Genomic DNA, 12,487 nt, shown 5'->3' on the forward strand with positions numbered 1-12,487 from the left:
TCGTTCCGAGCATGCCTGCCGTCGTCCTGCTCGTCGCGAGCATCGTGCTGCTGGTCGGAACGGGCGTCGGCCTGCTCTGGCGAACCCGCGATCCGGTGTGGATGCGCGACCAGGGCCTCGCGATGAACGTCCATCCACGCGCTGCGGTGGTCGGGTTCGTGGTCACCGGGCTGTTCGTGGCCGCGCTGGCCTTCGTCGGGGTGATTATGATCGGCGGGGGGCACCCCGTCACCGGGTGGGTGTTCATCGTCCTGGCGCTCCTCGGTGTGGAGCTGCTCGCGCTGCAGGTCTGGGTCTTCCGGCAGCGGGTGACCGGCTTCGGGGCGTCCGACGACGAGCCGCTCGACTGAGCGGCGCGGAGGCCGTTCAGCAGCGCCGGAGGACGTCGTCCACCACGGCGCGCAGCGGCCGCCGGGCATCGATGGGTGTCCCTGCCGGAACGTCCTCGCCCGACGCGTGCAGCCGCTCGACCAGCTCGCGCTCGGCCGGCCTGCCCGGTCCGGCCCAGTGGTCCGGGTCGCGCTGGTCGAGCCGACGTCGCAGGGTGTCCACGTCGACCGTCAGGACGAACACCACGTCGAACAGGTCGACGAAGGACTGCACGTTCCGCGAGCCGCCGCAGAAGAACGTGACCGGCGCCGAGTCGTCGGCGACGAGTGCCCGGACCCGGTCGACGTCCCACAGGTGGTGCCGGTGCACGGCCGTCCCGGTGACACCCTGGACCGGCAGTCCGGTGACGGGGTCGCCCTGGTAGGCCAGCTCACGGTCACCGTCCACCGCCTGGTGTCCGCGGCGCCGCAGCTCGCGGAAGACAGAGGACTTCCCACTGCCGGAGACCCCCTCGATCAACACGTTGCGCCGGCCCATGCCCCGACCGTACCGACAACCGTGCACGCTGCCCCGAGACGGACTGGAGGATCGTGGCGGGCCGGCACCGGGCCTCCTGTCCGTCTGGTGTCACGGAGGCATCGCGGGCACTGGTCGGCGACACCGTCTGACCAGTACGCTCCGAGGACACCGAGCCGGAGGGGGCCGCTGTGGTCGCGTTGACGTTCTTGGTACCGGTGGTGCTGGTGCTGGTGGTCGTGATGATCCTGCTCGCTGTCCACGGGTCGATGCAGCGCAGTCCGCTGCAGGACCAGCAGGACGCAGAGTGGCGGGCGCGGCGCGCGGCGCGGAAGCGAGAGCGCGACGCCGAACGGCGCGAGACGTAGTGCGGGAAGCACGGAGCCCCGCTGACCGAGTGGCCAGCGGGGCTCCGTGTGGTGCGAGGTGGATCAGATCATGCGCGAGCGACGACGCGCGACGATCATGAGTGCCGTGCCCGCGAGGGCCAGCAGGCCTGCAGCGACGCCGGCGGGTGCCAGGTCGGCGCCGGTGAACGCGAGCTGGCCGGTCGGCGTCACGGCACCGGTGCCCGTGCCCGTGCCTCCGGTGTTGACCGGGGTGGTCGCTGCGGCTGCCACCAGGGTGAACTGCACCGGGTCGGACGGAGCGGACACCACCGGGTCACCGTTCGCGTCGAGGACCGGGTCGCCGTTCGCGTCGAGCAGGAAGCCCTGTGCGACGGCGGTGTAGTCGCCGGGCGCTGCGGCCAGGGTGACGGACCACGTGCCGTCCGTACCGACCACGATCGGGTCGGTCGGGTCGGCGGGCTCAGCAGCCGCGCGTGCGTTCGCGTTCACCTGGTCGGTGGGCGCGGCGACGACGAGGATGTTGCTGCCGGGCGTGCCGGTGCCCTCGAAGGTGACGCTGTCGCCGACGAGTTCGGCGCCGTCCTTCGGCGAGGTGATGACCGGGGTGTCGAGCGCCGGGGTGGTCGGCGGGGTCGTCACGGCGGGCAACGAGAACGCACGGGTGACGTCACCCGTGCCGACGCCGCCGGTCACCTGGGTCAGGCGGACGGACTGTGCGGTCGCGGCGTCGTCGGCGAACGTGACGTCGACCGTCCACGCGTTGTCCGCACCGACGTTGGCCTGCACGCGCGGGAAGTCACCCGTCAGCGTCACGACGGAGTTTGCGGTACCGGTACCCGAGAAGGTGACGGTGCGGGTCGCGGTGGTCGAGCCCTCGGTCGGCGTGGCGACGACGAGCGTCTGCGTCGCGGGCAGGTTGACGTCGACAGTCACGCTGCCACGGCCGGAGCCACCCTGGATCTGGTTGACCACGATCGACTGTGCACGGTCGACGTCGCTCGGGAAGGTCACCTGACCGGTCCACGAGCCGTCGCCGTTGACCAGGATCCCCGTCGTGGGCTGCCCGGCGGACGGCACCAGCGCGATGTTCGCGGTGGGGATGCCGGTGCCCGTCACGGTGACGGTGCGCGACCCGAGGTACTGGCCCTGGGTGGGGCTGGTCACGGTGAGCTGTGCGGCAGCAGCCGGCAGGGTGAAGGCGACCGACTTGGCGTCGCTGAAGCCACTGCCCCCGAGGACGCCATCGACGAACGCGGTCTGGGCGACCGGGGCGTCGGCTGCGTAGGTGTGCTTGACCAACCAAGCGCCGTCGGCCGGCACGCTGTTGACGGACTCCAGGACCGCACCCGTCTGGGTCGTGTCGTGGATGACGATCTTCGAACCGGCGACCGCGGTGCCGGAGAACGTGACGTCCCGGGTGGCCGTGGTCTGACCGGCGGTCGGGGACGTGATCACCAGGTTGCCGACTGCGGCGCTGGCGGATGTTGCGGTGAGGAGCGCTCCTCCGAGCGCGAGCGAAAGCACGGCTGGCACGACCAGCAGCTTCCGCCATGACGACTTCGTCACGGGGATCCGTTCGTCCGGGCGATCGTCGCGGGTGGAGCCACGATCGCGGATGCGATGACGCCAGGGAAACGACGACCCCTCGACTCTATGGGTTTGCTACCGGTTGCGTACGAATCCAGTGAGGCACCTCCGGATGGAGCGCTCCCGCAAGCTCGAGGACCCAACACTGTCGGCCGGACCACCGGGCATCAGGCCCGGAAACGGGCGGATGCAGGCGGGCCGACGGCGGGGTTCGGGCCGCTGGCCGCTATGCGCACTCGGGGATCGCCACGCCGATGGGACGCCGTCGACCCGGCCTTCGACGGCGTTGATCCGCGGACAGGAGGCGCGTGGCGGGCCCGCACCGGGCCTCCTGTCCGGCGGTGGCCGGGTTCAGTGCTCGGCCGTCACCATGGCGGACATCCGCGCCATCAGCCCACGCGGCACGAAGCGGTGCGCGTTCGCGATGACGGCGTTGCCGACACCGGACACGACCGTCGGTCCACCGGCACGACCGAAGGCCCGCAGGCCGACGGCGGCGACCTGCTCGGCGCTCTGCCGGCCGCTCTGCATGACGTTGCCGCCACCGGCCGCGTCGAAGAACCCGGTGTCGGTCGGACCGGGGCACAGTGCCAGCACCCGGACGCCGGAACCCCGTGTCTCCTGCCAGAGCGCCTCGGTCAGCGAGAGCACGAACGCCTTCGTCGCGCCGTAGACACCCATGCCCGGCGTCGGCTGGAACGATGCCGTCGACGCGATGGTCATCACGCCACCGATGCGCCGCTCGAGCATGGCGGGCAGGAACGCGTGCACCAGACGGGTCAGCGCGGTGCAGTTGAGTGCGAGCTGCGTCCGGATGCGCTCGTCCGTCGTGTCGACGAACGGCCCGTGCGCACCGACACCGGCGTTCGCGACCAGGATGTCCACGCGCGTGCCCTGCATCGCGTCGATGACGTCGTCGACGCCGGCGTCGGTCGCCAGGTCCGCCACGAGCACCTCGGCACGCACGCGGTGGTCACGCCGGATGCGGGCAGCGAGGGCCTCGAGTCGGTCGGCAGACCGGGCGACCAGGACCACGTCGCTGCCGGCGCGGGCGAGTCCGAGCGCCAGGGCCTCGCCGATGCCGCCGCTGGCTCCGGTGACCAGGGCGCGACGGGAACGGAAGGGGTGCTTCGGGGGTGTCATGCACCCTGCCTACACGGTGGTCCGGTCAGGCGGGGAACGGCCGCCTGAGCATCGCCGCAGCCGCACGGGCGCGGGGGATCACGACGATCGCGCTCCACAGCCCCAGGCCGACCCACAGCCCCATCAGCAGCCCGGTGATCAGGTCGCCGTGTTGGGCGCGCATCGACCACGTCATCGCGAGCCAGAAGACACTCAGGACGATCTTGCCCCAGCCGCCGAGCTGCCGTTCGGCCTGGGCCTGCAGCAGCGGCACCCACTCGGTCGGTGGCACTTCGGGCGGGACCTCGCCGTCGGAGACCCAGCGCTGTGCGATCGTCGCGCGTTCGTAGCCGCCCTCGAGACGCCACGACCGCAGGGTCAGACCGACACCGATCGCCGCGCCGAGGACCGCCGAGGGGATGCCGACCGACACCAGCACGCCGGTCGTCGCGGTGGTCCACGAGGACAGCACGAGCATCACGAGCACGACGGTGAACGCGGCACCGGCGATCGCGGCACCGAGCAGACGGAGCCGTCCGGCCTCGTCGATCACGCCCACGTGCCAGAGCCGGTCCGGCTGCTGCTGTTGCTCGTCGATCACGTCGGGGTCCTGTCCGGTCGAGACCCCAGTTCTACACCCGCACGGTGCGGGGTTCGTGGGTGCCGCACGGTGCGAGGTTGGCGGGTGCCGCACGGTGCGAGGTTGGCGGCCGGTGCGAGGTCGGCGGGGTGGTGCGCGGATGTACGCCCGCACCGGGCGGCCAAGGTCGCACGGGCGGTGAACCTCGCACGGTGCTCTTGCGCCTGGTGCGAGGTCGGCGGGGTGGTGCGCGGCCTGGCCTGACGGGTGGACAGGCACGGTGGGTAGCGTCGGGCACGACGTGTGAGGAGACACCATGGCGAAGTACACGAAGCACACCGGGACGAAGGCCCTGCTGCTCGGGATCCTGACCGGCGGCCGGAGCGCGACCCCGCTCGCGCTGCTGGCGCTGAACCGCGACCGCCGCGAGCTGTCCGGGTCGTGGCAGAACTGGCCGGTGTTCCGCACGCCCCTCGGCCGCGGACTGCTGGTCGCCGGCGCGGTCGGTGAGCTCATCGGCGACAAGCTCCCGATGACACCGAACCGCACCGCGGCGACGGGCTTGCTCGGTCGTGCCGTCTCCGGAGCATTCGTCGGACTCGCGATCGGCACCACGGGCCGGCGCGACCGCCGTGTCGAGGGTGCCGTGCTCGGCGCGGTCGGGGCCGTCATCGGCAGCTACGTCGGCTTCGCGGCACGCAAGGCCGTCGGCGGTGCGACGGGCCTGCACGACCCGCTCGTGGCGCTCGCCGAGGACGCCGCGGTGATCGCCGGCACGCAGAAGGTGCTGACGTCCCGCTGAACAGCTAACCGCTGAACCGCTGAACCGCTGAACGCCCGACGCCGTCGGCCCGGAGACCGGGTCGGCAGCGTCAGTTCGTGGTGACCGCGGTCTCGCTGACGGACGTGTCGCCAGCGGTCCCCGTGTCGTTGCCGGTCGTGCCGCGTCCCGCAGCGGCGCGGATGGCCGTGGCGAACTCGCCGGCGATGGCCACGTTCGCTGCTGTCGTCGGGTGGATGCCGTCGGCCGAGGTGCCCGGCAGCCAGCCGTCGTCGGACGCCCGGTCGGCAGCGAAGGGGTCGGCGTACGACCAGCCGTGCTGCTGCGCGTCCGCCGCCAGCGCACGGTCGAGCACCCGGTTCTCGGTGCGACGGTCGACGCCCCACAGGCTGGACGTGTGGTTCGACGGCGGTGCGGCGATCAGCAGCACGTGCGGCGCGCTCTGGTGCGCCACGAGGGTGTCGATGTTGCGCAGGATCCGGGTGGTCGGGACCCCCTGGTTGACGTCGTTCGTGCCGAGCTCGACGACGAGCACGTCGGCCCCCGGCACGGCGGGCATGCGCGCGAGCACCTGGTCCGTGCGGTACCCGCTGTGCGCGTAGCCGCCGAGCGCGTGCACGCCGGTGTCGGTCGTGTCGGCTGCCAGGTCACGCAGCCACGATCCCGGTCGCGCCGTGATCGAGTCGCCGGCGTACGCGAAGGTCACCGCGCCGCCGACGTCCGCGCCGACGACGCCGGTCAGGACCTGGTGCGGGGTGTGCTGGAGCTCGCGGATCTGCGCGGCGGCGATGCGGGCGGCCTGGGCGGTCGCCGTGGTGGCGACCGTCGGGTGCGACGCGAGCGCGACGACCGTGGGGACCGCGACGAGGGCCGCGACCAGTGACGCGACGGTGACGATGTGACGCGGACGCATGGCGGCCCTCCCGAACGATCCTGCAACTGCTCGGATCACCGTAGGGCCGCGCCAGGGCCGTCAGGCCGTGCGATCGTCGGGAACGCACCCCGCTGCCTGAGACCCCTGAGAGCCGTTGCTGGGAACGACGTCACGAAACGGTCTCAGCGCGCAGGATCACCAGCGCTCGTGCACCGTCGCGCGGAACCAGCGGTCGTACAGGTCGTGCACCGTGCTGTCGAGGCCGGGCACCGTGTCCAGGTCGAGCGACCCCGCTGCGGCGTTCGACCGGGCCTGCTCGGCGTTCCGCGCGCCGGGGATCGCCGCGGTGACGCCGTCCTGTGCCACGATCCACGCGAGCGCGGCCTGCGGCACCGAGACACCGTCGGGCAGTGCGGCCGCGAACTCCTGCGCGGCACGGACGCCGTCCTCGAACGGGACGCCGCTGAACGTCTCGCCCTGGTCGAAGGCCTCGCCGTTGCGGTTGTAGGTGCGGTGGTCCTGCGGGGCGAACTCGGTGTCGGTCGTGTACTTGCCCGACAGCAGCCCCGATGCCAGCGGGACGCGCGCCAGGACGGCGACCCCGGCCTGCTTCGCCGCGGGCAGCACGGCGTCGAGCGGCTTGAGCCGGAACGCGTTGAGGATGATCTGGACACTCGCAACGCCCGGGTGCTGGATCGCCTGGAGCGCCTGGTCGGTGGTCTCCACGCTGACGCCGTACGCAGCGATCGAGCGGTCGGCGACCAGCGCGTCGAGCGCGTCGTAGACCGCGTCGTCGTCGAACACGGCGGTGGGCGGGCAGTGCAGCTGCACCAGGTCGAGGGTGTCTTGCTGCAGGTTCGCGCGCGAGCGATCGACCCACGTCCGGAAGTTCGCCGCGGAGTAGTTCGACGGCACCTGGTCGGCGCGACGGCCCATCTTCGTCGGGACGGTCACACCGGAGTCGGGGTTCGCCTGCAGCCAGCGGCCGATCAGCTGCTCGCTGACCCCGTCGCCGTACACGTCGGCGGTGTCGAACAGGGTCACGCCGGCCTCGGCCGAGGCGTCCATCACGGCGAAGGCGTCCTGCTCCGAGACGGGACCCCAGTCACCGCCGAACTGCCAGGTGCCGAGACCGATGACGGAGACTTCGCGGCCGGTGCTGGCCAGGGTGCGTCGCTGCATGGCTTCGACGGTAGCGGTGCCGAGCCGTGTACCGACAGAGCATCCCCAGTCGAGCACGGCACTCGTACCGTGGTGGGCATGCACGACGACACCGCCACCGTCCCCACCCCGACACACGCCCGCACGCTGCCGCGGGGGCTGCTCGGCCGGGTCACGATGTGGTGGACGGCCACGACGGAGATCGCCGAGCTGACCCGTGACCGCGAGCGCGAGGACCGCGTCCGCGCCGAGGCGGCCGTCCGGCTCGCACCGGGCCCGTGGGCGATCGCGGACCTGTTCCGGCGGCGCTGACGCGCCTGTGTCGTCGGACACAGCCGGCACCCTCCGGACTGCTCGCCCGGTGTGCTCGCCCTAGCGTCGCGGCATGGACCCACAGCGCTTCGACGGCATGGCCGGCCTGGCCCTGAGCCTGCTGCTCCCCGTGGCCGTGCTGTTCGTCGCGTCGGCGATCCGCGTGTCCCGGGCGCCGTGGTGGACGTGGCTGGTGTTCCTGGCGGCGGTCGGTGGGCTGCTCGTCGGCTCCGCCGAGATCCACTGGTCCCAGTACCCGACACCGGCCGACAACGAGTGGGGCCGCTACGACGGTGGCCAGTTCCTGGGTTTCAGGCTCGGGTTCGTCGGCGTCACCGTGAACGCCGCGGTCTGCGCCGTCCACGGGTTGGTCACCGACAGTCGCCGCCGGTCGATCCGACCGTTCACCGTCCTGGAGGCCCGGCTCCTCACCGCCTCGTCCCTCGCCCTGGCAGCGGCCTGCGCCGCCCCCGCGGCGTGGTGGGTGTCCGGCACTGGGTTGCCGCCGTGGCCGGTCCCGGTGCTGCCGGCGGCGCTCGGGCTGTCGCTGGCGGTCGTCGCGTGGGTGCGTGCGGACCGCCGCGGACTGGGACTGGACGCCCCGGTCCTCCGCGTCGTCTCGGCGATCGTCGGCTGCGCGCTCGCGGTCGCGGTGGTGTCGTCCGGCAGCGGTGGGCCGGACCTGTCCCTGGTGCCGGACACCGCACCACCACGGCAGACACCCGCATCGACGCCGGACCCCTGGGCGGACTGGCCCGCCGCGTCCGGGCCGCACCCGGTCGACACGACGACGCTCGACGCCGCGGCGGTGCAGGCCGGAACGCGGGCGATGCTCCAGGACACGGTGCGCTGGGCCGGTCCGCTCGACGACCTGTCGTCACCGACGCCCGCGGCTGCTCCCGCTCCACTGGTCGCCCTGCGGCAGGTCGCGTGTCCGTCCGGCGGTGGCCGGTGGACCGACACGCTGACGCTGCCGACCGCTCGGCCGCAGGACGTCGCGACCCGGGTCTTGCGCGGATGGGAACACGCGGGCTACACCGCGGCAGACCGGGCGATGGGGACGGACACGCGGTGGCCGATCGACACCGATGCCGCCGTGCAGCGCATGCAGATCGGCGGTGACCGCACCGGAGTGCAGGTCACCGCCGAGTCGTTCTGCGTGTGAGGGGTGTCAGCGGCGCAGGCCGGAGAGCTCCTCGAACTCGTCGTCCGTCAGCTCGATCGTCGCACCGGCCAGGTTGTCCTCGAGGTGGGCGACGCTCGACGTGCCCGGGATCGGGAGCATCACCGGCGAGCGCTTGAGCAGCCAGGCGAGTGCGAGCTGCGCCGGGGTGGCACCCTTGCGCTGGGCCAGGTCGGTCAGCGGTGAACGGTCACCCGTCAGCCCACCCGTGGCGAGCGGGAACCACGGGATGAAGCCGATGCCCTGCTCGGTCGACCAGTCGAGGAGCTCCTCGGCGTCGCGCTTCTGCAGGTTGTACAGGTTCTGCACGGAGACGATCGTGGCGATCTGCTGCGCGGCCTTGACCTCGTCGACGGACACCTCGGACAGACCGATGTGCCGGATCTTGCCCTCGTCCTGCAGCTTCTTCAGCTCGCCGACCTGGTCCTCCATCGGGACCTTGGGGTCGATGCGGTGCAGCTGGAACAGGTCGATGCGCTCGAGTCCGAGACGGCGCAGGCTCATCTCGGCCTCCTGACGCAGGTACTCGGGGCGGCCGACCGGCGGCCACTTGTTCGGGCCCGTGCGGGTCAGTCCGGCCTTCGTGGCGATGACGACGTCGTCGCCGTACGGGTGCAGGGCCTCGTGCAGCAGTTCCTCGGCGACGTAGGGGCCGTAGCTGTCGGCGGTGTCGAAGAAGTTCACGCCCAGCTCGACGGCACGCTTGAGCACGCGGACGGCTTCGTCGTGGTCCTTCGGCGGTCCCCACACCCCGGGGCCGGTGAGCTGCATGGTGCCGTAGCCGAGGCGGTTCACCTCGAGGTCGCCGCCGATCCGGAACGTGCCGGAGGCGTCTGCGGGACGGGTCGTGGTGTCGGAGTTGGTCATGACTCCGGTCTACGCCGACCGGGCGGACGCTGCCTGCACCCGACGTCCCCCGGTGCCGTGCGTGTGGGTCCGGGTCAGCGTGTCGGGCGCGGGTACGGGGTCTCGCCGCGACCGAGCATGCCGACCAGCTTCGCGATGCGGTTCGCCCGTGCCGTCGGGCTGGGCGCCGTCGTCACCCGGTGCAGCACGGCGTACCGGTTCGTCCGGTCGAGCTCCACGAAGAGCGCTGCCGCTGCCGGGTCGGCATCGAGCGCCACCTGCAGGTCGTCGGGCACGGTGGCCGTCGCGGCTCCGGCATAGGCCCGGTCCCAGCGTCCGTCGGCCTTGGCACGGTCGATCTCGGCCTGTCCCCGGTCACGCATCCGGCCCTCGGTGACCAGTCGTGCGACCAGGCCGATGTTCCGCTCGGACCACAGCGAGGCCTTGCGCCGCGGGGTGAACATCTGCAGGAAGGTCTGTGCGTCGCGGGAGCGCTTCTGCCCGTCGATCCAGCCGGAGCACAGGGCTTCGTCGAGCGCTTGGGCGTAGGTCAGCGTCGTCGGCTCGGTGGTGCCCTTCTTCGCGAGCACGAGCCACACGCCGTCGGGGTCGGCGTCGTGCGCGAGCAGCCAGTCACGCCACGCGACCGCATCGTCGACGACCAGCTCCGCTGCCACCATGCGCACATCGTAGGGCGGCACGGACACGCATGATGTGGCACGACTACGGTCGTGTACATCCGGTCCACAGGGGCCACGAAGGGAACACACATCATGAGCGCATCTTCCGGTCGGCCGACCACGGTCACCGTCTCGTACGTCCTCTGGCTGATCACGGTCCTGGTCGGGATCATCAGCGGCATCGTCGGGTTCTTCTCGCTCGGTGACCAGACCAACGGCATGGGTGGCGCACTCGTCGCGGGTGCGGTCATCGCGATCATCATCGCCATCGTCGAGCTGTTCATCGTCTTCCGCATGCGCGACGGTCGGAACTGGGCCCGCATCGTGCTGCTGGTCCTGGCGATCCTGCAGGTGCTCGGTGTCGTCAGTGCGTTCAGCGTCCTGGGCACGATCGGCCTGATCGCGGTCGTCATCGCGACGGTGCTGATGTTCCTGCCGTCGTCGAACGGGTACTTCCGCCGCGGCTGATCGACGCCCGCACGACACGGAGCACGGAGCACCACGGATCGCCGTGGTGCTCCGTGCTCTCCGTTGTGCGAACCGCGCCGGAGGCCCGCCGCCCGGCCGCCCCGGCCGCGAACGGCGCCGGCCGCCCGGGCCGCCGGCCTCAGACCCAGTGCGGCTGGGCGAACACACCGTGCGGGTCGGCCTGTTCGGCGATGCGGTGCAGGCGCGAGGTGTTGACGTCGAAGTACGCCGTCGGGTCGGTGATCGCCGCGTCGCAGTAGTTCGCGTACGCGGCGTCGCCCCACGCGGGCTGCATCGCCGACCGGAAGCCCCGGACGTACGCGTCGAAGGGCCCCGTGTCGCTGCCGTCGGCGAACACCGCCGTGTACTGCACCGTGCACAGCGCCGAACGCCACGGGAACGGGGTGTCGGTCCGCCCCACGTCCGCCACCACGCCACCCAGCGCGTCGAGTGCGACGCCGCCCTCCCGCATGCCGGAGACGTCGCCGGCCGCCGCTGCGTGCTGCACGAGCACGTCGATCTGCGCGTCGGTCAGCGCCGCGGTGCCGATCGACGAGGTCGCTGCCTCGGACACCCGTTGCGGCTTCCCTGCCAGCTGCGCCATCGCCTGGCCGTAGGTCAATTCCGTCGCCGTGTGGGTCGTCGGCGTCACGCCGACCGCCGCGATGAAACCATCGACGGAGGTGTCAGCCCCTGACTTCTCGCCGGTCCACGTGCCGGTGATGGTGACGGTCGGCGTGTCGTGCCGTGACCCGGCCAACAGCTTCAGCGTCGACCAGAGCTTCGGGTCCGCCTTCGGTGCCCAGTCCTGCCAAGCGCGCACGACCGCCCGTGCGGCCGACCACGGGAAGACGATGGTGAAGAGCAGGACGTCGGGCGCGGGTTGCGTCGTGAAGGTCATCGACGTCACGACGCCGACCGTCCCCCCGCCGCCGCCCCGGCTGGCCCAGAACAGGTCCGGGTCGTTCGTCGACGAGGCCTGGTGCACGGCGCCGTCCGCCGTCACGATCGTGACGCCGGTGAGCTGGTCCGCGGTCAGGCCGAACGAGCGCACGAGCACGCCGACGCCGCCGCCGAGGGTCAGGCCGCCGATCCCGACCGTCGGACACGAGCCCGATCCGATGGCCCGCCCGGCCTTCGCCAGCGTGGCGTAGACGTCGGCCAACCGTGCGCCCGGGCCGATCGTCACCGAGTCCCCCGACACCTGGATGCCGTTCAGCTCGGACGTGCTGATCACGAGCGACCGCGGGACGTCCGTCCCCGGCGCTCCGCCGGCCGACCACCCCGTGTACGAGTGCCCGCCGGCGCGCAGGGCCACGGGAGTGTTCGTGTTCCGGGCGAACGCCAGGCCGGCCGCGACGTCGTGGGTGTTCGCCACGCGCAGGATCCCCTGCGGTTCGGCGTCGTCGTACCGCGGGTTCTCGAGTACCCGGGCGCTGTCCCAGTCCGTCGACCCGGACCGCAGCAGCGTGCCCGCGACCGTCGTGGCGAGTGCGTCCCAGCTCGTCGGTCCGGGGCCGGTCGACGGAGACGCCGTTCCCGTCGGACCGGACGGCGACACCGATGACGACGGCGATCCGGTCGGGGACGGAGACGGGCCGCTGCACGCGGCGAGCACGCCCGCCAGCCCGACGCCGACACCACCGACCAGCAGGCTGCGGCGGGTGGTGCTGCTCGATGGTTCGTTCACGGAACCT

At 72.1% G+C, this 12,487-nt stretch carries 15 protein-coding genes; 6 read left to right on the plus strand and 9 right to left on the minus strand.

Translation table 11 applies throughout. The features are described from left to right. Window positions 1-11: 11 nt before the first annotated feature. Window positions 12-350 carry a hypothetical protein gene (locus ACLBWP_RS11065; RefSeq protein WP_447655225.1) on the plus strand — a complete coding sequence of 113 codons (339 nt, stop codon included), beginning with the start codon at window positions 12-14 and terminating at the stop codon, window positions 348-350. A gap of 16 nt (window positions 351-366) precedes the next feature. On the opposite strand, the gene ACLBWP_RS11070 is transcribed toward ACLBWP_RS11065, so the two are convergent. Beyond that, a complete protein-coding gene (locus tag ACLBWP_RS11070) occupies window positions 367-867 on the minus strand; it encodes an AAA family ATPase (RefSeq protein WP_447655226.1) in 501 nt (166 codons plus the stop codon). A gap of 170 nt (window positions 868-1,037) precedes the next feature. On the opposite strand from ACLBWP_RS11070, the gene ACLBWP_RS11075 reads away from it, so the two are divergent. Beyond that, on the plus strand, window positions 1,038-1,214 hold the full coding sequence (locus ACLBWP_RS11075) for a hypothetical protein (protein WP_447655227.1): 177 nt from the start codon (window positions 1,038-1,040) through the stop codon (window positions 1,212-1,214). A gap of 63 nt (window positions 1,215-1,277) precedes the next feature. On the opposite strand, the gene ACLBWP_RS11080 is transcribed toward ACLBWP_RS11075, so the two are convergent. The 3 genes from ACLBWP_RS11080 to ACLBWP_RS11090 form a co-directional block, all read right to left on the minus strand. Continuing rightward, window positions 1,278-2,762, minus strand: coding sequence for a hypothetical protein (locus ACLBWP_RS11080; protein ID WP_447655228.1), 1,485 nt, complete (start codon window positions 2,760-2,762; stop codon window positions 1,278-1,280). A 372-nt stretch (window positions 2,763-3,134) separates the two neighbouring features. After that, the gene (locus ACLBWP_RS11085) at window positions 3,135-3,926 is read right to left on the minus strand and encodes an SDR family NAD(P)-dependent oxidoreductase (protein WP_447655229.1); all 792 of its coding nucleotides are present in this window, start codon (window positions 3,924-3,926) and stop codon (window positions 3,135-3,137) included. 25 nt (window positions 3,927-3,951) lie between these two features. Continuing rightward, window positions 3,952-4,506 (minus strand): hypothetical protein, encoded by a 555-nt coding sequence (locus tag ACLBWP_RS11090; protein WP_447655230.1) that lies wholly within the window; start codon window positions 4,504-4,506, stop codon window positions 3,952-3,954. Between the two features lie 295 nt (window positions 4,507-4,801). Between ACLBWP_RS11090 and ACLBWP_RS11095 the strand changes: the two genes are divergently transcribed. Further along, window positions 4,802-5,287, plus strand: a complete 486-nt coding sequence (locus ACLBWP_RS11095; protein WP_447655231.1) for a DUF4126 family protein — start codon at window positions 4,802-4,804, stop codon at window positions 5,285-5,287. A 70-nt stretch (window positions 5,288-5,357) separates the two neighbouring features. Here ACLBWP_RS11095 and ACLBWP_RS11100 read toward each other — a convergent pair whose 3' ends face one another. Together ACLBWP_RS11100 and ACLBWP_RS11105 are read right to left on the minus strand one after the other, a co-directional pair. After that, window positions 5,358-6,179: an SGNH/GDSL hydrolase family protein gene (locus tag ACLBWP_RS11100; RefSeq protein ID WP_447655232.1), complete on the minus strand. Its 822-nt coding sequence runs from the start codon at window positions 6,177-6,179 to the stop codon at window positions 5,358-5,360. 156 nt (window positions 6,180-6,335) lie between these two features. After that, window positions 6,336-7,322, minus strand: coding sequence for an aldo/keto reductase (locus ACLBWP_RS11105; RefSeq protein ID WP_447655233.1), 987 nt, complete (start codon window positions 7,320-7,322; stop codon window positions 6,336-6,338). 78 nt (window positions 7,323-7,400) lie between these two features. Here ACLBWP_RS11105 and ACLBWP_RS11110 point away from each other — a divergent pair, with 78 nt between their 5' ends. Further along, window positions 7,401-7,613 (plus strand): hypothetical protein, encoded by a 213-nt coding sequence (locus ACLBWP_RS11110; protein WP_447655234.1) that lies wholly within the window; start codon window positions 7,401-7,403, stop codon window positions 7,611-7,613. Window positions 7,614-7,686: 73 nt separating this feature from the next. Beyond that, window positions 7,687-8,778 carry a hypothetical protein gene (locus ACLBWP_RS11115; protein WP_447655235.1) on the plus strand — a complete coding sequence of 364 codons (1,092 nt, stop codon included), beginning with the start codon at window positions 7,687-7,689 and terminating at the stop codon, window positions 8,776-8,778. A gap of 6 nt (window positions 8,779-8,784) precedes the next feature. Here the strand turns inward: ACLBWP_RS11115 and ACLBWP_RS11120 are convergent, their stop codons facing one another. After that, window positions 8,785-9,663, minus strand: a complete 879-nt coding sequence (locus ACLBWP_RS11120; RefSeq protein WP_447655236.1) for an aldo/keto reductase — start codon at window positions 9,661-9,663, stop codon at window positions 8,785-8,787. A 74-nt stretch (window positions 9,664-9,737) separates the two neighbouring features. Beyond that, window positions 9,738-10,322, minus strand: a complete 585-nt coding sequence (locus tag ACLBWP_RS11125; protein ID WP_447655237.1) for a YdeI/OmpD-associated family protein — start codon at window positions 10,320-10,322, stop codon at window positions 9,738-9,740. A 93-nt stretch (window positions 10,323-10,415) separates the two neighbouring features. On the opposite strand from ACLBWP_RS11125, the gene ACLBWP_RS11130 reads away from it, so the two are divergent. Continuing rightward, the gene (locus ACLBWP_RS11130; RefSeq protein ID WP_243563654.1) at window positions 10,416-10,790 is read left to right on the plus strand and encodes a hypothetical protein; all 375 of its coding nucleotides are present in this window, start codon (window positions 10,416-10,418) and stop codon (window positions 10,788-10,790) included. A gap of 139 nt (window positions 10,791-10,929) precedes the next feature. Here the strand turns inward: ACLBWP_RS11130 and ACLBWP_RS11135 are convergent, their stop codons facing one another. Next, window positions 10,930-12,480, minus strand: coding sequence for an FAD-binding oxidoreductase (locus ACLBWP_RS11135; RefSeq protein WP_447655238.1), 1,551 nt, complete (start codon window positions 12,478-12,480; stop codon window positions 10,930-10,932). Window positions 12,481-12,487 lie beyond the last annotated feature (7 nt).

It is taken from the genome of Microbacterium sp. M1A1_1b (assembly GCF_053345565.1).

Bases quoted from the DNA above. Each gene is read 5' to 3' on its own strand.
- ACLBWP_RS11065 (WP_447655225.1), top strand. From the start codon at position 12: ATGCCTGCCGTCGTCCTGCTCGTCGCGAGCATCGTGCTGCTGGTCGGA.
- ACLBWP_RS11070 (WP_447655226.1), bottom strand. From the start codon at position 867: ATGGGCCGGCGCAACGTGTTGATCGAGGGGGTCTCCGGCAGTGGGAAG.
- ACLBWP_RS11085 (WP_447655229.1), bottom strand. From the start codon at position 3,926: ATGACACCCCCGAAGCACCCCTTCCGTTCCCGTCGCGCCCTGGTCACC.
- ACLBWP_RS11095 (WP_447655231.1), top strand. From the start codon at position 4,802: ATGGCGAAGTACACGAAGCACACCGGGACGAAGGCCCTGCTGCTCGGG.
- ACLBWP_RS11100 (WP_447655232.1), bottom strand. From the start codon at position 6,179: ATGCGTCCGCGTCACATCGTCACCGTCGCGTCACTGGTCGCGGCCCTC.
- ACLBWP_RS11105 (WP_447655233.1), bottom strand. From the start codon at position 7,322: ATGCAGCGACGCACCCTGGCCAGCACCGGCCGCGAAGTCTCCGTCATC.
- ACLBWP_RS11110 (WP_447655234.1), top strand. From the start codon at position 7,401: ATGCACGACGACACCGCCACCGTCCCCACCCCGACACACGCCCGCACG.
- ACLBWP_RS11115 (WP_447655235.1), top strand. From the start codon at position 7,687: ATGGACCCACAGCGCTTCGACGGCATGGCCGGCCTGGCCCTGAGCCTG.
- ACLBWP_RS11120 (WP_447655236.1), bottom strand. From the start codon at position 9,663: ATGACCAACTCCGACACCACGACCCGTCCCGCAGACGCCTCCGGCACG.
- ACLBWP_RS11125 (WP_447655237.1), bottom strand. From the start codon at position 10,322: ATGGTGGCAGCGGAGCTGGTCGTCGACGATGCGGTCGCGTGGCGTGAC.
- ACLBWP_RS11130 (WP_243563654.1), top strand. From the start codon at position 10,416: ATGAGCGCATCTTCCGGTCGGCCGACCACGGTCACCGTCTCGTACGTC.